Origin of the sequence: Mumia sp. zg.B17 (assembly GCF_019550915.1) — a bacterium.
In the GTDB taxonomy this organism is placed as follows: Bacteria; Actinomycetota; Actinomycetes; order Propionibacteriales; family Nocardioidaceae; genus Mumia.
On sequence record NZ_JAHWCI010000009.1, the window covers coordinates 174,662 to 199,030 of the forward strand.

The following is a 24,369-nucleotide window of genomic DNA, read 5'->3' on the forward strand; positions in this document are numbered from 1 at the left end:
CCGTCACCGGAGGTGATCCGGTGACGGCCGACCCACCGCCCGTCAGTCGTGCTGCTGTGTGTGGCTAGTCGTCGAGCAGCGTGTCCAACGACCGCGACAGGAGGTCCTGGCGCTTCGCCGCGTCGAGGCCTTCCAACCCGAAGCCGAACAGCACCGAGTCGGGCGTCATGACCGCGGCGCCCTCGTCGACGGACTGCTGGCCGCGCTCCCAGTCGTTGGGGTTGACCCCTGAGCCGGCGGGCGCACCGGGCACCGTCCAGGCGCCGAGATCGGCCTCGAACGACGTCTCGGTCGCCGTCGCCCCGCCGACCGTGGTCTTCGCGTCGTCGATCCACACGCCCAGGCCCGTGGTGCCCCAGTCGGTGGCATAGACGATCGCGACCTCGACCTGCTGACCGGCGTACGCCGACAGGTCTGCACTCCAGTCCTGCCAGCCTCCGGAGTTGCCGCTGAAGGCGTTCCACTCGCCCGTCGTGCCCGTGGGCTGGCAGGTCGCGTCGACATAGTGGGTCAGCTGCGGATGGAGGGTGATCGCCCATCCTGACGTGCAGCTTTCTCCGGTGGCCTGCGTCGTGTTGCCGTTGGCGTCGGGGAGGGTCGTCCAGTCGTCGGTGCCGACCGGCCTCGCCTCCACGAACACCGCATCCCAGCCGGCCTCGACGTCGGCGCTGAACTTGAAGTCCAGCGATCCCGACGTCGCCCCTGTCAGGTCCACGGTCGTCGCGAGCCGCTTGTAGGCCTGGTCGGCCGAGCCCGAGGTCATGAACCAGTCGCCGGTGAACGGCGCGTAGGGGTCCCCGGAGCCGCGCAGCCACGACAGCGGGGCACTCGACTCGAACTGCGGGAACTCCTCGACCGGCAGGAACGACGACGTCGACACGAACGCGCCGGTGTGGTCCTGCGAGCCGTCGAGCTGTGCCGCGAAGCCCTCGAACGGACCGTCCTCGTCACCCTGGAGCGGGAAGGTCGTGCCGTCCTCACGGGTGCCGCCGTCGTCGACGTACTGGTACGACCCCAGCCAGTACTGGAGGAAGTCGTTGCCCAGCGGCAGGCACGGGTAGGCCCCCGGAGTCGTGCAGGACCCGGCCGTCTCCTCGTCGGGGTGGTAGTAGTAGCTGCCGTCAGCCGCCTGCGCGTAGAGCGCGTACTTGCCGGCGACCAGCACCTTGCCGCCCTCGTTGAGGTAGTCGCGGACGCGCAGCTCGGTGTCGTACGCCCACTTGGCCGCCGTGCCTCCGATCTGCCCGGTGTTCCTCGGGATGAGGTCGTCGCCGGTCTCCCAGACGACGGCGTCGTAGTGCGACAGGACTCCGAGGTCGTGCGGAGCCGTGCGGCCGGCGGCGTCGACGTCGTACACGTCGGTGCTGTAGCCGGCGGCGTTGAGCGCGTCGGCGTAGGCCGAGACGTACTTCGGCGAGCTGACAGCTTGTGCCGGTGACAGCCCGGTGTAGTCCTCGGCCGCGAGGATCAGCACGTCACCGCCGATGTCGTCGGCGACGGTGTACGAGAACGACTCGCGTGAGCCGCGCAACGGCTTCACGTTGAGCCCTGTGAAGGTCACCGTCACCCTGTCGCCGGGCTTCTGGCCCTTCACCTCCGCGCGGTACTCGTCGTAGTACTTGTCGTTCTCGTTGCCGTACTTCTCGCCGCCTCGCCACTCCTTCATCCGTGTGACGCCGCGGACGCGACCGTTGATGCGGGTGGTCATCAGCAGGCCCTTGAGCTTGCGCTTCGCGGTCACCGCGACGGTCTGCTTGCGGCCGTAGGAGGTGGTGAAGACGTCAGGACGGATGTCCTTCACCGTGATGCCGACCGACGACTTCGGGTCGTCCGGGTCGTGTGCGGACTCCGCGAGGGAGAGCGCGAACGGGATGTTCTTCTCGAACTCGGCCTGGACGAGCTCCTCGTCGTCGGGGAACGAGAAGATGCTCACGCATGCCGCCGGGTCCCACTCGTCGTCGGGGTCGGAGGCGCTGGCCGTCTGGCAGGTCGCCATCTCCGGCGTGTACGCGAGCGTGCCCTGCTCCTCGTGGACGTGCCCGTTCGTGTCGCCGTTGGTGGTGTAGAGCTCTGCCGAGAGGTCGGGGTCGTAGCCGGGGACCGCCGAGTTGGCGTCGTTGCCGGCGAGTGCGGCGTAGATCTCGTCGTCGGGTGTCGGCGTCTCGACCTGCCAGCCGGTGCCGTAGAGAAGCAGCTCGGCAGCGGAGTGGTAGTTGACGAAGAACTCGAACCCGACCTTGTCGACCAGACCGATCGTGGCGCGGGTCTCCGGCTCCGAGGCCGGCGCGGGTCCGCGGTAGGTCTCGCTGAAGGGCTGCGGCGAGCTGCCCTCGTTGTCGTACCCCCACTTGAAGGGGAAGTTCCGGTTCATGTCGACGCCGTCCCCGGCGGTGACCTGCCCGTCGCCGTTGTTGTCGCGCACGGTCTTGCGCCACAGACGGTTGCCCTCGGTAAACGTGAAGTCGTAGCCGTCCGGGTTCTGCACCGGCAGGAACCACAGCTCCGTCGTGTCGAGGATCTTGGTGATCCGACGGTCCTTGCCGTAACGGTCGAGCATGTAGTGCATCAGGCGCTGGACCATCTCGGGCGTGATCCACTCGCGCGCGTGCTGGGTGCCCCCATACAGGACGGCGGGCTTGCTGCCGTCCCGGGACTTGCTGGCGTTCTTGCCGACCTTCACGGCGAGGATGTCCTGCCCGGTGCCCGACTTGCCGGCCTTCACGAGCTTGGTGAGCCTCGGGTAGCGTTTGGTCGCCGCCACCATGTCGTCCCGGATGCCGCCGGCCTCGCTGTAGGAGGTGAAGACGTCGTAGCCGGCCGCCGACTGGCGTGCGGAGAGCGTGCTCGCCTTGACGCCGTCGATCTTCTTGACCTTGAGGTCCACGCCTTCCTCACGGAGCTTGCGCGCCTGGCTCGGTGGCAGCACCACCTCCACCTCGGCCTTGCCCCCCTTGGAGCTGACGACGTCGTGGCTCCGGTCGACGCCGGCCTCGGCGAGGAGGTCGAGTCCCTTCGCGTCGACGGTGGCGCTGTAGATCTCGAGGTCGACAGGTGGTGAGTCGGTCGGGGCCTTGGGGGGTGCCGCGGTCGCCGGGAGCACTCCGAGGAGTCCTCCGACGAGGGCGGTGGTGAACACGATCGCAGCAGGTCGTCGCATGCTGGTCCTCCGCAGGATGAGGTCGTGCCATCGAAGACACGTAATGCCGGAAATCTTCCAGCGTCCGTCGCTTGTGTCAACGGTTGTTCAAGGCAACCGTCCGTGCGGGACCAGGCCGGACTCGTACGCGATCACGACCGCCTGCGTCCGGTCCCGCGCACCGAGCTTGGCGAGCACGTTCGCCACGTGGGTGCGGACCGTCTCCACTCCGAGGACGAGCTCGCCGGCGATCTCCGGATTGGACATCCCGCGCGCCGCCAGCGCCAGCACCTCCGACTCCCTCGGAGTCAGGGCGGGACCGGCGTATGTCGGCTGCGCCGGCGCGTGCCGTACCGCGAGCCGGCGCACCGACTCAGGGAAGAGAAGGCTCTCGCCGGCCGCGACCGCACGCACCGCCGTCACCACCTGGTCGGCGTCGGCCCGCTTGAGCAGGAAGCCCGAGGCGCCGGCGCGCAGGGCCTCGAAGACGTACTCGTCGCTCTCGAACGTCGTCACGACCAGCACCCGCGGCGCCGGGTCCAGCGCGAGGAGCAGCTCCGTGGCGCGGATGCCGTCGACGCCCGGCATCCGCACGTCCATGCACACGACGTCGGGCGAGAGCGACCGCGTCGACGTCAGCGCCGCCGCGCCGTCGGCCGCCTCCCCGACGACCTCGATCCCCGGGTCGCTCTCCAGGATCGCGCGCAGGCCGCGCCGTACGAGCGGCTCGTCGTCGACGAGGAGCACACGGATGGGGGCGCTCATCGCGCTGCTTCCCGCCGGTCGGCCGGAGGTAGCGGCAGCCGGGCGACGAGGTGCCACGTCCCGTCGGCCTGCCGTACGTCCAGGTCACCACCGAGCAGGGCGACCCGCTCCCGCAGGCCGTCGAGGCCACGCCCGGAGGTCCGCGCGGCGCGACCACCGGCACCGGAGCGAGGGACACCGTTGCGTACGGCGACGACCACCGCCTCGCCGACCTGCGTCTCGAGGTGGATCGCCGTGCCGTCACCGTGCTCGTAGGCGTTGGTGAGCCCTTCCTGCACGATCCGGAACGCCTCCCGCGACACGAGGTCCGGGATCCCGACGGGATCGGCGAGGTCTGCCCGGACGTCGGCGCCGCCGGCGACGTAGGAGGCGACGAGGACCGAGATGTCGTCCAGGCCGTGCGCCGGCGCGCGATCGGCCGGGCCGGGCTCGTCCCGCAGGAGGCCGAGGGCGTGGTCCAGCTCGTCGAGGGCCCGTCTCGCGGTGTCGGCGATGATGCCGAGCGACTCCTCGGCATGGTCGACGTCACGACGCACCAGCTGCCGGCCGGCGGCCGCCTGCAACGAGATCACGCTGAGGGCGTGCCCGATTCCGTCGTGGAGGTCACGGGCGAGAGCGCGTTGTGCCTGCTCCCGGCCGATGCGCTGCTGCGCCACGGCGAGCCGGTCGGCGTCGGTCGGCCCGAGGCAGACGACGGAGAGCCAGGCGAGACCGGCGCCGAGGGCGACGACCAGAGCGAGGATCGCGCCGGTAGCGCTCACCGCGACCCACCACGGCAGCTCGGAGAACGCGAAGGGGATCCCGATCACGAGCGTGACGCCCGCGGCACCTCCGGCCAGCACGTGGGCGAGCACGAACCAGGTGGTCCGCCACCGGTGGTGGCGGCGGTCCACCGGCTCGTCGACGAGCTCACCCGGAGGATCGAGCAGGATGCGGGCGCCGGCGACCTCCATGTCTCGCACCGCGGGGAACAGCGAGACCGCGACGAGCAGCGCTGCCACCAGGACCGCCCCGGTCACCGCCACTCCGGTGTTGGCAGTCTCGCGTCCGGTCGCCGCGACACTGAGGCCGAGCAGGCCGAAGGCCAGGAACAGCGCCGTCCCGATGAGGACGAACACCGTGCGCAGGAGCGCCGTACGCAGAAGCGCCGTCCTCGCCTCGGCTCGTGCGCTCATGCCGCCATCTTGCCCGTCTCGCGGGTCGGTCGCGTCGTCTGCGCGCCCGCCGCCCGCCGGCTCCGGACGTAGCCCCACACGGCGACGGCCAGTGCCGGGCCCCACGCCCAGAAGGGCAGGACGCCCAGCATCCACAGGGCCGCGGTGTCGCCGTCGGCCGCCTGCTCGATCGACAGGAGCACGATCGAGGGCGCCGTCGCGGTGAGGACGAAGGCGACCGCATAACCGGGGACCGCGGCCGCCGCGACAGGGACGGTGCGACCACGGAGGGAGGGCATCCATGCGGGGAAGACCCGGCCCCACGGGCGGAGCAGCCCGACGGTGAGGATCGATCCGCCGAGTGCCGCGGCACCGAGCAGGAGACCCCACAGCCGCATGGCGGGGTCGAGGTCGGCCGGGGTGAGCGGCCCGGTGAACAGCGCGTCCGGGAACAGCCACGTCGATCGCAGGAGCACGTACGGGAGGGGGCAGACGGCGGCGACCACGGTGGCGATGGTCGTGATCCGGTCGAGCCTGGTCGACGGCTGCTGCAGGCGCGCGGTGTACGGCGCGGCCCACGCCAGCGACGCCGACATCCACTGGACGGTCAGCGCGGCGAGCCCGAGGAGGATCCACGGGCGGAAACCGACCCGTGCGTACCCCTCACCGAGGGTGCGGACCAGCTCGCCGATCGTGTCGGGAGCGAAGGAGCCCGAGCCGATGCCCCACCAGGTGACGAGCCCGGTCGCCACGAGGGCAGTCGCACGCGCGGCCATCGAGCGGCGGAGCGCCGCCACCAGGAGCACCACCGCGATCACCGGGATCGTCATCGCGCAGAAGTAGCCGATGAACGCGATCAGCTGCGAGTCCATGCAGAAGACCGACAGTACGAGGGCGACCGTGGCCGCGGCGGCGATGAGGCCTCGGCGGCCGACCGGTGATCGTGAGGCGGTCGCCAGCGCGACCGAGGTCGCGAGGCCCAGGACCCCGCCGAGGAGCACGAGGACCGGCGCCACGACGTCGGGAAGCAGGGAGAGCAGGGACACCGCTCCGTCCGTGTCCTCGTACGGACTGCTGCTGGGCTCCAGGAGCCACAGCGCTCCCAGCGCGAGGGCGAGCACCGAGGTGGCCCCGAGCGCGAGCGGAGTGCGGGCGCGGAGGGCGAGATCGTGGACCATGAGTTCTCCTTCGTGAGGAAGTGGACTCCTCCACATTCGTCACCTGCACTGCCGCGCGGTTCCCCCGTACGGGGGAGCTCCGGCGGCCGCCGGGGGAGGTCCGTACGGTCGCCCCGTCGCGGCGCTCAGGCCACCGTCCGTGCCACCCTGCGGGACGTCGCGGCGCCGGCGAGGACCAGACCCGAGGCCACGACGACGCACAGCAGGTACTGGGCGATGACCGAGGGCTGGGCCACCGGTTGAAGGCCGACGACCGGCACCAGCACCATCAGCGCGGTCGCCGTGGCGACGCCGACACTGGCCACGAGCGGGATGATCGTCTCCCTCGTCCGAGCGCGGTCGAGCGTGCGGTGGTCGGTCCCGGCCAGGACGAGCGCCCGGTGCTCCTCGCGCTGCTCGATCACCCGACCTGCCTGCATCACTCCGGTGGAGACGGCCGCCAGCGCCCCGGCGATCGCCAGCGTCAAGAAGCCGCCGGTCTTGAGGTCGGCGATGAACGCCGCCTCGTCGGGACGGCCGACGGTGTTGGGATCGAGCAGCGAGAACGTCGCCGTGAGACCGGCGATGAAGGTCGCGAGCGCGACACCACCCACGGAGCGCCATGCCGTCCTGGGCGAGTCGACGATCCGTCGTCCGGCGAGGAGGGTCGGCACCGAGCGCGCCGCCGCAGCCGTGACGCGACCGACGACCCCGATCACGAAGGGGCCGACGAGGTTGAGCGTCGCGAACGTGAGCACGAGCAGGGTCACGAGGACGGCGAGGGCGACGCCCACCGATCCGCCGAGGACCTGGGGTGCGACGACGAGCGCGAGGCAGCCACCCACGGTCGCGAGCAGCCGAACTCTCCGCAGGCCCGGAGGAGTGACTCTGTTGGCGACGCCCAGCGGGGTGATCGCGACCCGCCGAAGGCTCGCCGCCGCCGAGAGCACCGCGATCGCGAGCACGGCCGCGACAGCGAGAACCACGACCGGCACCCCCACCCAGAGCTCGGAGAAGGCGAACCGACGACCCTGGAACCGCACCTGAGCAACCAGCGGGACGAGCAGCGCGTACCCGATGAGCCCGGCGATTGCGCCCACGGCCGCCTGTGCGGTCGCGTCGAGGACGGTCAGCCCGGCGACCTGGCTGCGCGTCGCTCCGCACAGTCGCAGCGCGGCGAGCCGGGCATCCCGCCGTTCGGCCGCCAACCTGGCGGCGGCGGCACCGAGCGTGCCGAGCGGGACGAGGATCAGGAGGACGGCGATACCGGCGAGGAACGGGTACTGGATGGCGTACGGCGTCTCCGGGGCGTCGAGACCGGCGCGGATGCCGGGGGCACCTCCCGCCCGGTCCCAGAAGGCCTGGAACCCGCCGATCACCAGGAGGAGGACGGCTGTCGTCGTCGCGAACGCGACGACCGCGAGCACCTCGGTGAGGCGCTGCGGGTCGCGGCGCCCGGAGCCGTGCGAGCGGAGCAGGGCCCACAGGGAGATCGTGGTCCTCATCGTGCGGCCTCCTCGTGCACGTACTCGCCCGTGACCCGGCCGTCGCGCATGGTGATCATGCGTGAGCAGTGACGAGCGACAGCCTCGTCGTGGGTGACGACCACGAGGGCGGCTCCGGTCGACCGCGTGGCGGAGGTGAGGACGCTCAGCACGTCCGCGCCGGTCGCCTGGTCCAGCGCGCCGGTCGGTTCGTCGGCGAAGACCACGCCCGGTGATCCGGCGAGCGCACGCGCGATGGCGACTCGCTGCGACTGTCCCCCGGAGAGCTCACCGGGGCGCCGTTGCTCCAACCCCGCCAGCCCGAGGTGGGCGAGCCAGGCGGCAGCGACCCGCGTCGCCTCGGTCCGTGACGTCCCCGCGAGCATGAGCGGCAGTGCGGCGTTCTCCACCGCGGGAAGCTCGGGCAGGAGCTGCCCGGACTGGAACACGAAGCCGAAGTCGGTGCGTCGCAGCGCCGTACGTCGTCGGTCGGACAGGCTTGCGAGGTCGGCTCCCTTCCACACGACCGAGCCCGAGGTCGGCGCGAGGACTCCCGCGAGACAGTGCAGCAGCGTGGTCTTGCCCGATCCGGACGGGCCCATGATCGCGAGGGACTCACCCGGCGCGACCGAGAGACTGACGCCGGCGAGGGCGTGCGTGGCGTTCGACCCCTCGCCGTAGGTCTGGACGAGGTCGGTGGCGACGAGTGGGGAGTTCATGCCACCACGCTAGGAATCGCGACGGTGTCGGTGCGTCGGTCTGCGGGACGGGCTCGCCGCGGCCACGTCATACTCCGGTCGGAGAGCGAAGAAGCCAGACGATCACCCCGTCGTGCCGAGCGGCAGCGTCGCGCCGTCCCAGCGGGCCCGCCACCAGCGGTCGTGTGTCACCAGGACGACGGGCACGCGTGAGCTGACCAGAGCGTCCTGGAGCTCGTCCACGAGAGCGACCGAGAGGTGGTTGGTGGGCTCGTCGAGCAGGAGCAGCTGCGGCGCTCCGCTCACGACCCGGGCGAGGGAGAGCCGCCGCTGCTGCCCGACGGACAGGTCGCCCACCGCCGTGTCGAGGTCGCGGGGGTGCAGCAGGCCCGTCCGGCGAAGAGCGTCCCGCCACTCCTCGACCGGACCGTCCCGCCCGTCCGCGAACACCGTGAGCGCGCTCGCGCGGGGGTCGGCGTACGCATCCTCCTGCGGCAGGTAGCCGATCCGCAGCCGTCGCTGCCGGCGCACGGTGCCCGCCTCGGGCTCGATCGCACCGGCGAGGACGCCGAGCAGCGTCGACTTGCCCGCACCGTTGGGGCCGACGACCAGCAGGCGGCTGTCGGCGGTGACGTCGAGCGCGGCGAGGCGGAGCCTTCCACGCACCTCCACATCGCGGACCGAGACCAGCACACCGTCAGCAGGAGAGACCCCGACGAGGCCGGCGAACGCCCTCCTCTCGGGCGGTGGCGGGACAGGACTGGCCACCAGCCGCTCCAGCCGCGCCTCGGCGTCACGCACCCGCCGCGACACCGCCGCGTCCTTGCGCTCACCGAGGAAGTGGCCGATGAACTTGTCGTTGTCGCGGGGCGCTCGGCAGCCGTGCCCGATCTGACGGCTGCCGGTGCTGAGCACCGCCTTCGCGTCGTCGTACGCGTCCTCCCAGGCGTCGCGCGCCTGCGCCCAGCGCACGAGCGCGGACGCCTTCGCGTCGAGGTACGCCGTGTAGTCACCGGTGTAGCGCGCAGGCCCGGTGGAGGTCGTACCGTCCGGTGCCACGTGCAGCGTCGCGTCGAGGTCCAGGATCGCCGTGCAGGTCGCGTCGAGGAACGCCCGATCGTGCGAGACCACGACGACGACACCGCGCTGGTCCTTGAGCGAGCGCTCCAGATAGCCCACGGCGGCATCGTCGAGGTGGTTGGTCGGCTCGTCCAGCAGCATCAGGTCGGCCGACGTCACCAGCGCCAGCGCGAGGGCGAGCCGAGAGCGTTGGCCCCCCGAGAGCGTCCCGAGAGGGCGGTCGTCGCCGACGTCGCCGAGCCCGAGCCCGGCGATCGCGCGCGCCGCCCGAGAGTCTGCCGACCAGCCGTCGCGCCGCTCGTACTCGTCGAGCGCGTCGCCGTACGCCTCGAGCGCCACGGCGTCAGGATCGCCGTCGGCCATCGCGTCCTCGAGGGTCCTCATCTCGCTCTCGAGACCACGGAAGTCGGCGAGCGCACCGTCGATTGCGTCCCGCACCCGGCCGGAGTCGGGGAGGTCGGGGACCTGGCCGAGGTAGGTCACGCGCGTCGGCCGGCTGACGGTGCCGTCGTCGGGCGCCTGGAGCCCGGCCAGGACGCGGAGCAGCGTGGACTTGCCCACGCCGTTCTCCCCGACCAGGCCGAGGCGCTCGCCGGGGGACGCGGTGACGTCGAGGTCGTCGAGGACGGGACGCATCCCGTACTCGACCGTGATGCCGCGGGCGACGAGAGCACGGCTGGTCGCGGCGGCTTCCGTCGTGGAGGACGGGCTGAAGGGGAGAGACACCGATGACCTCACAGGGTCAGAAGGGGCTCGCCGGGCAAGGGGCGCCGCGGACGCGAGCGGGATCGGTGTCAGATCTTCATAGCCCGTCCATCGTGGCACGGGAGGTCAAGCGGTTAAGCCGGGCACACCGCCACGGCGCGCACTCAGTCCAGGGGTCGGCGGACGACACCGACGCCGCCCCACAGCGCGAAGCCCCGGACCCGCACGGTGGGAGCACCGGGCGCGACCTCGCTGTCGTCGCGGGGCCCGCTGAAGCCACCCATGATGCCGATGCCCTCGACGACGACACGCGTCGTCGGGTTCACGGTGATCTGCGCGCCGCCCATGATCGCGTTGACGGTGATGACCACCTCGGGAGCGCTGAAGCGGGCGCGGCGCACGTCGATGTCGGCCCCGCCCATCACGGCGGTGACCGTCAGCTCGGACGGCACCAGCCAGTCGCCGCTGCGCTCGAAGCCGCTCATGATCGCGACGCCGCGCTGGTGGGTGGGCTCGCCGACCGGGGTGACGGGCGAGACGTGGCGCGCCGGAACCGGCTGCGCGTACGGCGGAGTGGCGGGAAGATCGTCGGTCAGGGGGACCAGGTCGGCCACGGTCTTGGCGTCGTACGCCGCCTCCAGCCGTTCGTCGAGCTCGTCGGTGTCGATCCGTCCCTCACCGGCCGCGCTGCGCAGGATCTCGGCGACCTGCTCGCGGTCGGCGTCGGAGACCCGCATCCGGCGTGCGGGCTCATCGGGAAGCTGCATGTCGGCCAGGCTACGGGAGCGGCCGGAGCGGGCGCGGGACCGACCGAGACAGGCCCCGCGCCCACGGGGTCAGTCGCCGACCTTCTCCGCGCCGGCCTTGGTGGCCTTCGCCGCGTTGCCGGCGGTCTTGCGGGCCGACGTGGCGGCGCCCTTGGCGGCCGACTTCGTCGACGCGGTGGACTTCTTGGCGGTGGTGGTCGTCGCCTTCACCTTCGCCTCGGTGGACTTGGCCGACTTCTTGACGTCGGCGGTCGCCTGCTGCTTGCGGATGCGGCCGACGAGGGTCTCGCCACGCTCGGCCAGTCCGGCGTACGTGGTCTCCAGGTCCTTGAGCGCCTCGAGAGCAGCGGCCTGAGCCTTCTCGGGGAACACCTTGAGCTGCTCCGGCACGGTCTTGAGCTGCTCGGGCAGGCCCTTGAGGTCGTTGATGACGCCGTCGACGTCATCGGACGACGGGACCGACGCGCGGACCTTCTCGACGACGATGTCGCCGGCGCCGACGACGGCGAGGAACGGTGTGGACGTCGTGAGCTGTTCCTTGATGGCCATGATTGCTTCTCCCTCGGTCGTGCGGGCCGCGCCAGGTGGCGTGGACTCCGCCTTCAGTCTTCGTGGCGCTGCTTGCATTTGCAAGCGTTTGCTAGCAGGCGAGAGCGTGAGCCCCGTCACAGGAGCCCGCCGACGCCCTGCAGCGCCACGAGGACACCGACGATTCCGACCGTCCACGCGGTCGCGCTGCCGGCGCGCTGCCCGGCCCACGAGCCGAGTCGTTCGAGCGGTCGATCGACCCAGCGTGCGGCGACGAGCCGCAGCGCGAGGATCAGCAGCGCGGGGAGAATCATCACGAGGCAGTAGACGGCCAACGTTGCGGTGGTGGCCGCCATCCCGATGTCCGCCGCGGTCAGGGCGCCGATCGCGGCCAGATAGGGCAGCATGCTCGCCGCCTCGATCCCACCGGCGACCACGGCCAGGCCGACCATTCCGCCCGGCGTGGACAGCGCCCCGGTGATGCGTTCCTGCCACCGTCGTGACGACTCGGCGGGGTCGTGGCCGCGCTTGGCCCGATACTTGGGGTCGATCCGATAGCTCAGCCAGACGAGCCCGACACCGACCACCACCATCACCACGCGACCCGGCCTCGAGGTGACGATGTCACCCAGCACCGGGACCAGTGCTTGGGCACCGGCGGCGAGCGCGATCCCGAGCACGAGGTAGAAGGCCGCGATCGTCAGGAGGTAGATCACGACCCGTCCCTGATGGCCCCGTCGCGTCGCCAGGACGAGCCACACCGGGATGATCAGCGTCCCGATGCTGGTGCTGTCGACCAGAGCCATGGCCACGAGAAATCCGGCGAGTGCGAGCGTCATCTCTCGATCATCGCCATCCAGAACGCCCCGGGCGTCGGTCTGAGGTCCAACGCCCGCTCCACCTTTGGTAGGGGGTGGTCGCTGGTGCGTCGTTCGTGCTCGGCGGCGCGCTCGCCCTCGCCTACGAGCTGATCGACGAGGCGGGACGACAGGCAGGACGGCACACCGTGGTCGCGGTCGGCATGCTCGGCGGCGTCGCCCTGGCGTGCGGGTTCCTCGTGGGGCCGGGCGGTCTGCGTCGCTCGTTCACCGCAGCCGGCGACGAGGTGCCGTACGCGCACCACCGGCTCGCGACGCTGATGCTCTCGGTCGCCGCGGTGAGCTATCTCGTGATCGCCACCGACCGGCCGAACCTCGTCGCCGCCGTCCTCTCGGTCGCGGGTGGCGTCGGCGTTCCCGGTGGTGGCGGGGGTCGGCTGAGCGCAGTCGGGCGAGTTCGCGATCGCAGGAGAGAATGGGCTGACCTGGCCGAAAGGGGTGCGCGTGGACTTCCTTCTCGTCGGCATCGCCGGGATCGTGTGCATCGTCGCGGTCACGGTGCTCTCACCCCGGGTCGGTGTCGCGGCGCCGCTGCTCCTCGTGCTGATCGGCGTCACGATCAGCCTGCTCCCGGCTGTGCCCGCGATCGAGATCGAGCCGGAGCTGGTCCTCGCAGGGGTGCTGCCGCCGCTGCTGTACTCCACTGCCGTGTCGATGCCCGCGATGGACTTCCGTCGGGACTTCACCGCGATCAGCGGACTCTCCGTCCTCCTCGTCATCCTCAGTGCTCTCCTGCTGGGGCTGTACTTCCGTGCAGTGATCCCTGGCATCGAGCTCTCGACGGGCATCGCGCTCGGGGCGATCGTGAGCCCGACGGACGCGGTCGCGACCTCGATCGTGCGCAGGCTCGGGGTGTCGCCGCGGGTCGTCACCGTGCTGGAGGGCGAGAGTCTCCTCAACGACGCCTCCGCCCTCGTGCTGCTCCGCTCGGCGATCGCGGCGACGGCGGCGTCGGTGTCGCTGTGGGGTGTGGCCGGCGACTTCGTGTGGGCGGTCGTCGCGGCCGTCGTCATCGGTCTGCTCGTCGGCGGCGCCAACCTCCGGGTCCGCGCGAGGATCACCGAGGCCCCGCTCAACACCGCCATCTCGTTCGTCGTCCCGTTCGTCGCCTACGTTCCCGCGGAGCAGCTCGGCGCCTCAGGCCTCGTCGCTGCCGTCACCGCCGGCCTGGTCACCGGACAGGGGGCGCCGAAGTATCTGCGGCCGCAGGACCGGCTCTACGAGGCCTCGAACTGGCGGACGATCGAGCTGCTGCTCGAGGGATCGGTCTTCCTGCTCATCGGCCTCGAGCTCTACGGGGTGCTGGAGGACGTCCGGGAGGCTCACAACAGCGCTCTGAACGCCCTGCTCGTCGGTGTCAGTGCGGGCGCGATCGTGCTCGTGATCCGCGCGGCGTACGTCCTCCCGCTCCTACTCTCGGCGCGCCGCCGCCGCCGCGCCGCGCCGCGGGTCCGCAAGCACATCGAGGGGATCCAGGACCGGCTCGACTCGGGCGAGCTCCCGGGCCGGCAGCAGGTCCTGCGCAGACGGATCCGCCGGTCGCTGGCCGACGTGAACTACATCATGGCCGAGCCCCTCGGCTGGCGAGAGGGCGTCGTGCTCGTCTGGGCGGGTCTGCGTGGCGTCGTCACCCTCGCCGCGGCACAGTCATTGCCGCAGGAGACGCCCGAGCGTTCGTCGCTCATCCTGATCGCGTTCGTCGTCGCCGTCGGCAGCCTCCTCGTCCAGGGAGGGACCCTGCCCTGGGTCGTCCGGGCGTTGGGGCTCGCCGGCCAGGCCTCCGACGACGGGTCCGAGCGACGGGCACTCTTCGGCGAGCTGGCGAAGGCGGCCGACGACCGCCTCGCGTCACCGGACCTGCGTCGGCCCGACGGCTCGCCGTACGACGAGGACGTCATGGAGCACGCCCGGAGCCTGGTCACCATCCGGCTGTCGGAGGACGAGGAGGCGGTCGAGGACAGCTCCCGGATCGTCGCGCAGTACCACGAGCTGCGGCTCCTCATTGTCGCAGCCGAGCGGGAGGCGCTGCTGAGGGCGCGCGCCCTCGGCACGTACAGCTCGGCGACGCTGTCCGAGGCGCTGAACGTGCTCGACGCGGAGCAGATCAACACCGAGCTGAGGGCGGGCCCGATGCTCGACGACGACGCAGCCGACTGATCGCGGCCGAGATCCAGCCTGGCCTCCGGGCTGCGGAGGCGCGACGATGGAGACCTCGGCCACCACCGCGAAGGACCGACATGACGGCAACGACCTCCCCCGGGCGCGTGGAGCACCGTGTCGCCCTCCTCACCGTGGACGACGATCCGGCGGTGTCGCGCTCGATCGCGCGCGACCTGCGGCGCCGCTACGGGTCGACCCACCGGATCGTGCGTGCCGAGTCCGGGGAGCAGGCTCTCGAGGCGCTGCGTGAGCTCAAGCTCCGTGGCGAGGAGGTGGCGGTCCTCCTGGCCGACCACCGGATGCCCCAGATGACGGGCATCGAGTTCCTCGAGAAGGCGATCGACCTGTTCCCCGCGGCGCGCCGCGTGCTCGTCACCGCCTATGCCGACACCGAGGCGGCGATCGACGCGATCAACCTCGTCGACCTGGACTACTACCTGCTCAAACCCTGGGACCCGCCGGACGAGAAGCTCTACCCGGTGATCGACGACCAGCTCGACGCCTGGTCCCGCACCGACCGCCACCCGGTGGGCGAGACGAAGCTGGTCGGGCACCGCTGGTCGGCCCGCTCGTCGGAGGTGCGCGAGTTCCTGGCACGCAACCAGGTGCCGTACCGGTGGTTCGCCTCCGACTCGGCCGAGGCACACGCGCTCTTCACGGCCGCGACGCTGGACGACCCGCAGCTCCCGGTCGTCGTCACGCCGGGCGGCGACGTGCTGGTGGCCCCCACCGACGCCGAGCTCGCCGACCGGGTCGGGTTGGTGACGCAGCCTCGGTCCGACTTCTACGACCTGATCGTCGTCGGCGGCGGGCCCGCCGGTCTCAGCGCGGCGCTCTACGGGGCGTCTGAGGGACTCAGAACCGTGCTCGTCGAGCGCACCGCCACCGGAGGGCAGGCGGGGCAGAGCTCACGGATCGAGAACTACCTCGGCTTCCCCGACGGCGTCTCGGGCGCCCAGCTTGCCGAGCGCGCACGGCGTCAGGCGCTCAAGTTCGGTGCGGAGATCGTCACCACCCGCGACGCCGTCGGGCTGGAGGTCAACGGGCCGGCACGCACCGTCCGCTTCCCCGATGGCAGCTCCCTCGACGCGCAGACGATCATCCTGGCCGGCGGAGTCACGTACCGGCGGCTCGACGGCCCCCTGTTGGACGACATGACTGGGCGAGGGCTCTACTACGGGTCGGCGCTGACCAATGTGGCCGCCTGCGCCGGCCAGGACGTGTACGTCGTCGGCGGGGCGAACTCCGCCGGCCAGGCCGCGATCGCGCTGGCCCGCGAGGCTCGCAGCGTGACCATCCTCGTCCGTGGGCCAGCGTTGACGCAGTCGATGTCGGCGTACCTCGTGGAGCAGGTCGAGGCGCACCCCCGGATCCGGGTGATGACGTCGACCGAGGTCGCGGCGGGATGCGGAGACGGGCACCTCGAGGGCCTGGTGCTGCGCGACCTCAGCACGGGACGTATGACCACGGTCCCGTGCGGGTGGGCGTTCGTCTTCATCGGCGCCGTGCCGCGGACGGAGTGGCTCGACGGGGTGGTCGTGCGCGACCGCCACGGGTTCGTCCCGACGGGCCCCGACCTCCTGCAGGACGGCGCGCGACCACCGGGGTGGACGCTCGACCGGGTGCCGTACCACCTCGAGAGCAGCGTGCCCGGAATCTTCGCCGCCGGAGACGTCCGTGCGGAGTCGGCGAAGAGGGTCGCCTCCGCCGTCGGAGAAGGAGCCATGGCCGTGATGCTGGTGCACCGCTACCTGGAGCAGCTGTGAGCACGCCCGAGCCGTTGCCGTGCGACGTCGCCGAGCTGCGCCGGATGTTCCTGTTCGAGCGCCTCGAGGACTGGCAGCTGGCGTGGCTGTGCGAGCACGGCCGGGTGGAGCACGCGAAGCCGGGATGGCTCATCCGCGAGGGCGATCCGGCGACGTGCTTCTACGTGATGCTGGAGGGGGAGATCGCCCTCTATCGCACGGTCGGCGGTGACGACGTCGAGACCTCCCGGACCGCCCGGGCCGGCGTGTACACCGGAGCCTGGTCGGCGTACCTGGGGGACCGTGCTCCGCAGGTGTACACCGGCTCGACCAAGGTGCTGGAGCCGTCGCGGTTCTTCGTCCTGGACGCCGCCGACTTCGCCAAGCTGATGGCCGACTGGTTCCCGATGGCGGTGCACCTCCTCGAGGGCCTCTTCTTCGGGACGCGCAACACCCAGGAGGCGGTCGGGCAGCGTGAGCGGCTGCTGGCTCTGGGGTCCTTGTCGGCCGGCCTCACCCACGAGCTCAACAATCCCGCGTCCGCGGCCGTGCGCGCGACCGCGACACTGCGCGAGCGGGTCGCGGCGATGCGCCACAAGCTCGCGATGATCGCCGAGGGCACCCACGACCGCGAGACGATCACCGCGCTGATGGCGCTCCAGGAGGACGCACTGGCGCGTCGCGCCGACGCCGTATCGGCGGACGTGCTCGGTGTCCTCGAGGCGTCCGACCTCGAGGACCGGCTCGCCGACTGGCTCGACGACCACGGGATCGAGAACGGTTGGGAGATCGCCCCGGTGCTCGTGCAGGGCGGCATCGACGAGACGTGGCTCGACGCCGCGGCGGCCCGGGTGGACCCCAGCGCGCTCGCCGGCGCGATGCGCTGGCTCGGCTACACGCTCGAGACCGAGGAGCTGATCGCCGAGATCGAGGATGCGACCAACCGGGTGTCGACCCTGGTCAACGCGGCGAAGCAGTACTCCCAGCTCGACCGCGCCCCGTTCGTCCGCACCGACGTCCACGAGCTGCTCGACGCGACCCTGCTGATGCTGCAGATGAAGCTGCGCGGCATCACCGTGGTCAAGCACTACGACCGCAGCATCGCGCCCGTCCCGATGTTCGCGGCGGAGATGAACCAGGTCTGGACCAACTTGATCGTGAACGCGGCACAGGCGATGGCGGGAGACGGGACCCTGACTCTCACCACGCGTCGCGTGGAGGACTGGTGCGAGGTGGAGGTCGCGGACACCGGTCCGGGGATCACGCCGGAGAACCAGGAGCGGATCTTCGAGCCGTTCTTCACGACCAAGGCCGTCGGCGAAGGGACGGGACTGGGGCTCGACATCTCCTGGCGGATCGTGGTCAGGAAGCACCATGGTGACCTGACGGTGGAGTCGGAGCCCGGCAGCACCCGCTTCACGGTCCGCCTCCCGTACGACGCGGCCGGCTGACCCCCTCCCGTCCCCGAGCGTCCCTCCCGTCCCCGTCCCTCCCGTCCCCGAGCGTCCCTCCCGTCCCCGTCCCTCCCGTCCCCGTCCCTCCCGTCCCCGATTTGTGCAGTTGGTCAAGGAATCCGGGTGCCGATTCCTTGAGGAGGTGCACACATCGCGTACGGGGCGAGGCGCGGGGCGGTCAGCCGAGGGTCGACGCGCGGGCCACCAGCTCCGGGGCGAAGACGATGTGCTGGCGCTCACCGCTGCCGCCGGCCTCGATCTCGGCGAGGAGCAGCTCGGCGGCGCGCCGGCCCATCTCGCGTGAGGGCTGGCGCACCGAGGACAGCGGGATGGCTGCCGAGGCGGCGTAGTCGATGTCGTCGTAGCCGATCAGCGCGATGTCGTCGGGCGTCCTCAGCCCACCCCGGGTGAAGGCCTGGAGCATCCCCATCGCGATCAGGTCGTTGGCCGCGAACACCGCGTCAGGACGCTCGTCGGCCGGCAGCGCGACGATCCGCTCGCCCTCGGCCAGTGCCGGGGCGACGTGCATCCCTGTGATCTCGCGGTAGTCCAGCGAGGCGTTGCCGACACCCTCGACCGCTCGCCGTCCACCGGCGAGGCGGTCGCGGACCTGCTCGATGTCGGTGGAGGCACCGACGAAGGTGATGCGTCGCCGCCCGGTCTCGAGCAGGTGCTCGACCGCGAGTCGACCACCGCGCTCGTCGTCGACCGAGACTGAGCTGTACGACTCCGTCGACGCGAGCCGGTCCAGGAGGATCACCGCCATGCCGCGTGAGCGGAGGCGGTCGAGGCGGTCGAGGACGTCACCGACCGGTGAGATGAGCAGGCCGTCGACACGCTGCTCCTCGAAGAGGTCGAGATAGGCACTCTCCCGGGCGGCGTCCTCCGCGCAGTTGGCGAGCAGGACGCTGCGCGACCGCGCGGTCGCCTCGTCCTCGACACCCTGGGCGACGTCGGTGAAGAAGGGGTTGCGGATGTCGAGCACGATGAGCCCGATCGACCGGCTGTGTCCCTGCCGGAGCTGACGGGCCGCCTCGTTGCGGACGAACCCGAGGTCACGGATCGCCGCGAAGACCCGCTCCGCGGTCTGCTCCGACACCTTGGCAGGGTGGTTGAGCACGTTGGAGACCGTGCCGACGGAGACGCCTGCGAGCGCAGCGACGTCACGGAGGCTGGCTGCCGGGGTCGGTGTCGACGGGGGCTTTGCCACCGGCATCTCCTGTATCTAGGTCTGTCGCATGGCGGACGGTGCGTGAAGTCTGCCACTGAATCGTTTCAAGGGGTTCCCTTGACCCTTGTGAGTCGCCTCATATACCTTGTGAACGCCACGTTAATTGAAACGATTCAAACGCGCTACCCCTCGGTGCGTACGGAAGTCGGTGAGGAAGTCGATGGCCACAGCCGCCACCGGGACGGTCGCGCTCGCCCTGAGCGACGTCTCGAAGAGGTTCGGGCAGGTGGTCGCCCTGCGTGCAGGCAGCCTGACCGTCACCACCGGGTCCATCCACGCGCTGGTCGGCGAGAACGGCGCAGGCAAGTCGACGATGGTCAAGATCATCGCGGGCCTCTATCGGCCGGACTCCGGATCGTACGAGCTGTTCGGCGAGCCGGTCGACTTCCGGACCACCGCCGACGCCAAGGACGCCGGCATCGCGGTGATCTACCAGGAGCCGACGCTGTTCCCCGACCTCAGCGTCACCGAGAACATCTTCATGGGGCGCCAGCCGCGGTCGCGGTTCGGCAGCATCGACCGCAAGGCCATGGACACCGAGGCGCGCGCGTTGTTCGCCCGTCTCGGCGTCGCCATCGACCCGGAGCGCCCCGCTGACGGCCTGTCCATCGCGGACCAGCAGATCATCGAGATCGCGAAGGCCATCTCCCTCGACGCCCGCGTCCTCATCATGGACGAGCCGACCGCCGCACTGAGCGGCATCGAGGTCGACCGCCTGATGACGATCGCCCGCGCGCTGCGCGACGAGGGCCGCGCACTGGTCTTCATCTCCCACCGCTTCGACGAGGTCTTCAGCCTCTGCGACACGATCACCGTGATGCGCGACGGCTCGTACGTCTCGACCGACGCGGTCGCCGACGTCACCGTCGACGACATCGTGCGCCGACTCGTCGGGCGCGACGTCGAGGACCTCTATCCCAAGCAGGACGCGCAGATCGGCGACGTCGTCCTCGAGATCGAGGGCCTCACCCGTGCCGGTGTGTTCCACGACGTCGACCTCCAGGTCCGGCGGGGCGAGATCGTCGGGCTCGCTGGTCTCGTCGGCGCCGGCCGGAGCGAGATCATGCAGGCGGCGTTCGGGGTCGACCCGTACGACTCGGGCACGGTCAGGGTGGCCGGCAAGGCCGTCCCTGCCGGGGACCCCGCGGCCGCCATCCGCCTCGGGCTCGCCCTGGTCCCGGAGGACCGGCGCAAGCACGGCCTCGTCCTCGACGCCTCGATCGCCCGCAACATCACCATGGCGATCCGCCGTCGCCTCTCGCGCGCCGGCATCCTGTCGTCCGGAGCCGAGAACGCGACAGCCCGTGACTGGGCCTCGCGCCTGGAGGTCAAGGCGGCGACGCTCGACGCTCTCGCCGGCACCCTCAGCGGCGGCAACCAGCAGAAGGTCGTGCTCGCCAAGTGGCTCAGCACCGCACCCGACGTGCTGATCGTCGACGAGCCGACCCGCGGCATCGACGTCGGCACCAAGGCCGAGGTGCACCGGCTCCTGTCTGCCCTCGCCGGCGAGGGCATGGGCATCGTCATGATCTCGTCGGAGCTGCCCGAGGTGCTCGGGATGGCCGACCGGGTCGTCGTCGTGCACGAGGGCCGGATCACGGCCGAGCTGAGCCGTGAGCAGGCGACCCCCGAGGCCGTGATGTTCGCGGCGACCAACACCGAGGGAGCCTCCGCATGAGCACCGCAGCCACGACCGCGACGACGCCGGCGCCCCCGCCGCCCCCGAGCGTCGGCGCCCGGGTCCGCAAGGTCCTCCAGGCGCGCGAGACCGGCATCGTCCTGGCCTTCCTCGTGGTCCTGGCCGTGACCACCGCGATCAACCCGTCGTTCCTCTTCAGCAAGGACGGCTGGCGCGACCTCTTCCTGACGCCGTCGATCCTCGTGGTGCTCGCCGTCGGCCAGGCGATCGTCATCATCACCCGCAACGTGGACCTGTCGGTCGGGTCGATCCTCGGTCTGGTCGCCTACGCGACCGGCCGGCTCTTCGTCGACACAGGGCTGCCGATCATCGTCGTGCTGCTGCTCGCGATCCTGCTCGGCGTCGTGCTCGGCCTGATCAACGGCGCACTCGTCGCGTTCGCCAAGGTGCCGGCGCTGGTGATCACGCTCGGCACGCTCTACGTCTATCGCGGCATCATGATGTCGTGGGCCGGCTCCGACCGGATCAACGCCTCCGACATCCCGCGCGACCTGCTCACGTTCGGTACGTCGTCGGTGCTCGGCATCCCGACGCTCGCGTGGATCTCGTTCGCCGTGCTCGGGGTCGCCATCGTCTTGATGCGCAGCTCGCGCGCCGGGCGCGAGATGTACGCCCTCGGCTCCGACCCCGAGGCCGCCACGCTCTACGGGCTGCCCAAGACCAAGCGCACCCTCGTCGCCTTCGCGGTCTCCGGCGGTCTGGCCGGGCTCGCGGCCGTCCTCTACGTCGCGCGCTACGGCACCATCAGCTCCGGCGCCGGGCTCGGCATCGAGTTCGAGGCGGTCGGCGCCGCCGTGATCGGTGGCGTCGCGATCTTCGGCGGCAGCGGCACCGTCCTCGGTGCGGCGGTCGGCGCGTACCTCCTCATGACGATCAACCGCGGTCTCCCGATCCTCGGCATCCAGGACTTCTGGCAGCGCGCGGTCGTCGGCCTGCTCATCATCGTCGCGATCGTGCTGGACAAGGTCCTCAAGGACCGACAGCACAAGAAGCTGCTGGCAGAGAGGGACGCCGAATGACCAGCCTGATCGACCCCTCCGACACCTCCACGCCCTCGCGCGGCCGGACCTACCGCGACCATCAGCGTCCGCTGTGGCAGCGGGTCCTGCTCAGCCGCGACGTCGCGGTCTGGGCCGCCCTGGTCGTCGTCTACCTGTACGCCTCGGCGACCGTGCCGTTCTTCGACCGGCCGATCACCATCACGTACCTCCTCCTCGACGTCGCCCCGATCCTCCTGATCGCGCTCCCGATGACGCTCGTGATCATCACCGGAGAGATCGACCTCTCGGTCGCCAGCACCGTGGCGCTCGCGAGCGTGTCGTTCGGCGTGCTCTACGACAAGGGCACGCCCGTCGTCCTCGCGGCGGTCGCCGCCCTGCTCGTCGGGGTCGTCTGCGGTGCGTTCAACGGCTTCCTCGTCACCGTGGTCGGGCTGCCGTCGCTGGCCGTCACGATCGGCACGCTCGCGCTCTACCGCGGTATCGCGGTGGGCCTGCTCGGCACCACCGCCGTCACCGACTTCCCCGAGGCGTGGACCGACTGGGCACGCGGCCGGATCGGCGAGTCAGACATCCCGTCGATCATGATCGTGTTCGCGGTGCTGGCCGTCCTCTTCATCGTCCTGCTCCACTTCACCGCCTTCGGCCGCGGCATCTTCGCGATCGGCCTCAACGAGGGCGCCGCCCGGTTCTCCGGGATCCGGGTCGAGCGCACCAAGCTGGTGCTGTTCATGCTGACCGGTGTCGTGTCGGCCATGGCAGGCATCTATTACACGCTGCGCTACGGCAGCGCCCGCGGCGACAACGCCAACGGCATGGAGCTCCAGGTCATCGCCGCCGTGCTGCTCGGCGGCGTCTCCATCTTCGGCGGACGTGGCGCACTCCCCGGCGTGATCGCCGGCGTGCTCCTCATCGGGGCGATCGGCAGCGCACTGCGCCTGGCCGACCAGACCGCCGACGTCATCAACATCGTCACCGGCCTGCTGCTGGTCGTCTCCGTCGTGGGCTCCAGCGTCCTCGGCTGGATCGGCAGCCGGCGACGTCGTGGCGCCCCCGAGCCCAACAGCACCACCCCCCAGGCCGACCCGGACGGGCCGGTCAGCAATCGAGAGAGAGAAGACCGATGACCACACAGACCACGAGGCGACGCGGCCTCGCGCGGTTCGTCCCGGCCGTCGCCGCCGTGCTGGGCATGAGCCTGGTGCTCGCCGCCTGCGGCGGGAGCGACGACGAGGGTAACGGCGGAGGCGGCGGCGACGACGTCTCGGTCACCTTCCTCCCCAAGAACCTCGGCAACCCCTACTTCGAGACGTCCTCCAAGGGCGGCAAGGCTGCCGTCGAGGAGTTCGAGGGCACCTTCAAGGAGGTCGGCCCGTCCGAGGCGACCCCCGACTCGCAGGTCAGCTACATCAACACGCTGACCCAGCAGGGCACCGGCGCCATCGCGATCTCGGCCAACGACCCCGAGGCCATCGGCGACGCGCTCCAGGAGGCGCGTGACGCCGGCACCAAGGTCGTCACCTTCGACTCCGACACCAAGCCGGAGTACCGCGACCTCTTCGTGAACCAGGCGGATGCGAAGGGCATCGCCTCCAAGCAGGTCGAGCTCATCGCCAAGGCCATCGGCGACCAGGGCAAGATCGCGATCCTCTCGGCGTCGGCGAACGCGACGAACCAGAACGAGTGGATCAAGCTCATGGAGGAGGATCTCAAGGCGAACCACCCGAAGATCCAGCTCGTCGAGACGGTCTACGGCGACGACGACGACCAGACGTCGTTCGACAAGACCGCCGCACTCCTGCAGAAGCACCCCGACCTCAAGGGCATCGTCTCGCCCACCACGGTCGGCATCGCCGCAGCGGCGCGCTACCTCTCGGACTCGCAGTACAAGGGCAAGGTCCAGCTCACCGGTCTGGGCACGCCCGACCAGATGCGCGAGTACGTCAAGAACGGCACGGTCGGCTCCTTCGCCCTCTGGAACCCCGAGGACCTCGGCTACCTGACCGCCTTCGCCGCCAAGGCGCTCGTCGACGGCGACATCAAGGGCGAAGAGGGTGACACGTTCGAGGCGGGCAAGCTCGGCGAGTACACCGTCGGCGCCGACGGTGTCGTGCTCCTCGGCGACCCGCTCGAGTTCAACAAGGACAACATCGACGACTTCCAGTTCTGAGACCTGACGTCTCGGACGAGTCGTACGCCCGAGCACAGCACCTCTGACCAGGAGGTCTGAGCTCGCCGGGCCACCCGCCCGGCACCACGACGTGGTTCCCGGTCGCCCCTGCGGCCAGGGGTGACCGGGAACCACTCCGAACACTTCCGGAGGAACGATGCGCCGCGTGTGCTTCCAGCTTCAGGTCCGGCAGGACCGGATCGACGAGTACCGCCGGCGCCACGCCGCGGTGTGGCCAGAGATGTTGGAGGCCCTGGACGCCGCCGGCTGGCACAACTACTCGCTGTTCCTCCGCCCCGACGGGCTCCTGATCGGCTACCTCGAGACCGAGTCGCTCGAGCGGGCCCGCGCCCAGATGGCGGCCACCGACGTCAACCGGCGGTGGCAGGCCGAGATGGCCGAGCTCTTCGAGGACCTCGACGGAGCACCTGACGAAGGCTTCCTCGAGCTGGAGGAGATCTTCCACCTCGAGGACCAGCTGGCTGCCCACCAGGCGACCGAGACTTCGACGGCACAGACGACCGCGCGCGAGACCCGTGCGCGAGGAGAGAGCAACTGAC

General features: G+C 70.9%; 20 protein-coding genes. 8 read left to right on the plus strand and 12 right to left on the minus strand.

Annotation, left to right across the window (positions count from 1 at the left end):
- Nucleotides 1-64 precede the first annotated feature (64 nt).
- From KV097_RS17870 to KV097_RS17920, 11 genes are all read right to left on the minus strand, one after another.
- The gene (locus KV097_RS17870; protein ID WP_220366659.1) at nt 65-3,157 is read right to left on the minus strand and encodes a M14 family metallopeptidase; all 3,093 of its coding nucleotides are present in this window, start codon (nt 3,155-3,157) and stop codon (nt 65-67) included.
- 87 nt (nt 3,158-3,244) lie between these two features.
- Nucleotides 3,245-3,901, minus strand: a complete 657-nt coding sequence (locus tag KV097_RS17875) for a response regulator transcription factor (RefSeq protein WP_220342670.1) — start codon at nt 3,899-3,901, stop codon at nt 3,245-3,247.
- Nucleotides 3,898-5,076 (minus strand): sensor histidine kinase, encoded by a 1,179-nt coding sequence (locus tag KV097_RS17880; RefSeq protein WP_220342669.1) that lies wholly within the window; start codon nt 5,074-5,076, stop codon nt 3,898-3,900. Before KV097_RS17880 ends, KV097_RS17875 begins: the two co-directional genes overlap by 4 nt.
- Nucleotides 5,073-6,233: a hypothetical protein gene (locus KV097_RS17885; protein WP_220366660.1), complete on the minus strand. Its 1,161-nt coding sequence runs from the start codon at nt 6,231-6,233 to the stop codon at nt 5,073-5,075. The genes KV097_RS17880 and KV097_RS17885 overlap by 4 nt, the downstream gene beginning before the upstream one ends.
- 125 nt (nt 6,234-6,358) lie before the next feature.
- Nucleotides 6,359-7,717, minus strand: a complete 1,359-nt coding sequence (locus KV097_RS17890) for an FtsX-like permease family protein (protein ID WP_220366661.1) — start codon at nt 7,715-7,717, stop codon at nt 6,359-6,361.
- On the minus strand, nt 7,714-8,415 hold the full coding sequence (locus KV097_RS17895; protein WP_220366662.1) for an ABC transporter ATP-binding protein: 702 nt from the start codon (nt 8,413-8,415) through the stop codon (nt 7,714-7,716). Before KV097_RS17895 ends, KV097_RS17890 begins: the two co-directional genes overlap by 4 nt.
- A gap of 102 nt (nt 8,416-8,517) precedes the next feature.
- A complete protein-coding gene (locus KV097_RS17900; RefSeq protein WP_220366663.1) occupies nt 8,518-10,200 on the minus strand; it encodes an ABC-F family ATP-binding cassette domain-containing protein in 1,683 nt (560 codons plus the stop codon).
- A gap of 143 nt (nt 10,201-10,343) precedes the next feature.
- Entirely contained in the window at nt 10,344-10,946 is a 603-nt protein-coding gene (locus KV097_RS17905; protein ID WP_220342663.1) for a DUF1707 domain-containing protein, read from the minus strand.
- Nucleotides 10,947-11,015: 69 nt separating this feature from the next.
- Nucleotides 11,016-11,495 carry a hypothetical protein gene (locus KV097_RS17910; protein WP_220342662.1) on the minus strand — a complete coding sequence of 160 codons (480 nt, stop codon included), beginning with the start codon at nt 11,493-11,495 and terminating at the stop codon, nt 11,016-11,018.
- Between the two features lie 116 nt (nt 11,496-11,611).
- Entirely contained in the window at nt 11,612-12,313 is a 702-nt protein-coding gene (locus KV097_RS17915; RefSeq protein WP_220342661.1) for a GAP family protein, read from the minus strand.
- Nucleotides 12,310-12,819 carry a hypothetical protein gene (locus KV097_RS17920; RefSeq protein WP_220366664.1) on the minus strand — a complete coding sequence of 170 codons (510 nt, stop codon included), beginning with the start codon at nt 12,817-12,819 and terminating at the stop codon, nt 12,310-12,312. Before KV097_RS17920 ends, KV097_RS17915 begins: the two co-directional genes overlap by 4 nt.
- On the opposite strand from KV097_RS17920, the gene KV097_RS17925 reads away from it, so the two are divergent.
- The 3 genes from KV097_RS17925 (at nt 12,797) to KV097_RS17935 (ending at nt 17,708) form a co-directional block, all read left to right on the plus strand.
- Nucleotides 12,797-14,509: a cation:proton antiporter gene (locus KV097_RS17925; RefSeq protein WP_308289488.1), complete on the plus strand. Its 1,713-nt coding sequence runs from the start codon at nt 12,797-12,799 to the stop codon at nt 14,507-14,509. The genes KV097_RS17920 and KV097_RS17925 overlap by 23 nt on opposite strands.
- An 80-nt stretch (nt 14,510-14,589) precedes the next feature.
- Nucleotides 14,590-16,278, plus strand: a complete 1,689-nt coding sequence (locus tag KV097_RS17930) for an FAD-dependent oxidoreductase (protein ID WP_220366666.1) — start codon at nt 14,590-14,592, stop codon at nt 16,276-16,278.
- On the plus strand, nt 16,275-17,708 hold the full coding sequence (locus KV097_RS17935; RefSeq protein WP_301021953.1) for an ATP-binding protein: 1,434 nt from the start codon (nt 16,275-16,277) through the stop codon (nt 17,706-17,708). The genes KV097_RS17930 and KV097_RS17935 overlap by 4 nt, the downstream gene beginning before the upstream one ends.
- A gap of 181 nt (nt 17,709-17,889) precedes the next feature.
- On the opposite strand, the gene KV097_RS17940 is transcribed toward KV097_RS17935, so the two are convergent.
- Nucleotides 17,890-18,921, minus strand: coding sequence for a LacI family DNA-binding transcriptional regulator (locus tag KV097_RS17940; RefSeq protein ID WP_301021954.1), 1,032 nt, complete (start codon nt 18,919-18,921; stop codon nt 17,890-17,892).
- Nucleotides 18,922-19,102: 181 nt separating this feature from the next.
- Between KV097_RS17940 and KV097_RS17945 the strand changes: the two genes are divergently transcribed.
- The 5 genes from KV097_RS17945 (at nt 19,103) to KV097_RS17965 (ending at nt 24,368) form a co-directional block, all read left to right on the plus strand.
- Entirely contained in the window at nt 19,103-20,620 is a 1,518-nt protein-coding gene (locus tag KV097_RS17945) for a sugar ABC transporter ATP-binding protein (protein WP_220345611.1), read from the plus strand.
- Entirely contained in the window at nt 20,617-21,660 is a 1,044-nt protein-coding gene (locus tag KV097_RS17950; protein WP_220342655.1) for an ABC transporter permease, read from the plus strand. The genes KV097_RS17945 and KV097_RS17950 overlap by 4 nt, the downstream gene beginning before the upstream one ends.
- Entirely contained in the window at nt 21,657-22,766 is a 1,110-nt protein-coding gene (locus tag KV097_RS17955) for an ABC transporter permease (protein WP_220345610.1), read from the plus strand. Before KV097_RS17950 ends, KV097_RS17955 begins: the two co-directional genes overlap by 4 nt.
- Entirely contained in the window at nt 22,763-23,809 is a 1,047-nt protein-coding gene (rhaS, locus tag KV097_RS17960; RefSeq protein WP_220342653.1) for a rhamnose ABC transporter substrate-binding protein, read from the plus strand. The genes KV097_RS17955 and rhaS overlap by 4 nt, the downstream gene beginning before the upstream one ends.
- Nucleotides 23,810-23,975: 166 nt before the next feature.
- Nucleotides 23,976-24,368 carry an L-rhamnose mutarotase gene (locus KV097_RS17965; RefSeq protein ID WP_301021956.1) on the plus strand — a complete coding sequence of 131 codons (393 nt, stop codon included), beginning with the start codon at nt 23,976-23,978 and terminating at the stop codon, nt 24,366-24,368.
- Nucleotide 24,369: the final 1 nt, after the last annotated feature.

Bases quoted from the DNA above. Each gene is read 5' to 3' on its own strand.
- KV097_RS17920 (WP_220366664.1), bottom strand. From the start codon at position 12,819: ATGCCGACGAGAAGGAAGTCCACGCGCACCCCTTTCGGCCAGGTCAGC.
- KV097_RS17885 (WP_220366660.1), bottom strand. From the start codon at position 6,233: ATGGTCCACGATCTCGCCCTCCGCGCCCGCACTCCGCTCGCGCTCGGG.
- KV097_RS17945 (WP_220345611.1), top strand. From the start codon at position 19,103: ATGGCCACAGCCGCCACCGGGACGGTCGCGCTCGCCCTGAGCGACGTC.
- KV097_RS17930 (WP_220366666.1), top strand. From the start codon at position 14,590: ATGACGGCAACGACCTCCCCCGGGCGCGTGGAGCACCGTGTCGCCCTC.
- KV097_RS17950 (WP_220342655.1), top strand. From the start codon at position 20,617: ATGAGCACCGCAGCCACGACCGCGACGACGCCGGCGCCCCCGCCGCCC.
- KV097_RS17875 (WP_220342670.1), bottom strand. From the start codon at position 3,901: ATGAGCGCCCCCATCCGTGTGCTCCTCGTCGACGACGAGCCGCTCGTA.
- KV097_RS17955 (WP_220345610.1), top strand. From the start codon at position 21,657: ATGACCAGCCTGATCGACCCCTCCGACACCTCCACGCCCTCGCGCGGC.
- KV097_RS17880 (WP_220342669.1), bottom strand. From the start codon at position 5,076: ATGAGCGCACGAGCCGAGGCGAGGACGGCGCTTCTGCGTACGGCGCTC.
- KV097_RS17905 (WP_220342663.1), bottom strand. From the start codon at position 10,946: ATGCAGCTTCCCGATGAGCCCGCACGCCGGATGCGGGTCTCCGACGCC.
- KV097_RS17890 (WP_220366661.1), bottom strand. From the start codon at position 7,717: ATGAGGACCACGATCTCCCTGTGGGCCCTGCTCCGCTCGCACGGCTCC.
- KV097_RS17895 (WP_220366662.1), bottom strand. From the start codon at position 8,415: ATGAACTCCCCACTCGTCGCCACCGACCTCGTCCAGACCTACGGCGAG.
- KV097_RS17915 (WP_220342661.1), bottom strand. From the start codon at position 12,313: ATGACGCTCGCACTCGCCGGATTTCTCGTGGCCATGGCTCTGGTCGAC.
- KV097_RS17910 (WP_220342662.1), bottom strand. From the start codon at position 11,495: ATGGCCATCAAGGAACAGCTCACGACGTCCACACCGTTCCTCGCCGTC.
- KV097_RS17870 (WP_220366659.1), bottom strand. From the start codon at position 3,157: ATGCGACGACCTGCTGCGATCGTGTTCACCACCGCCCTCGTCGGAGGA.
- rhaS (WP_220342653.1), top strand. From the start codon at position 22,763: ATGACCACACAGACCACGAGGCGACGCGGCCTCGCGCGGTTCGTCCCG.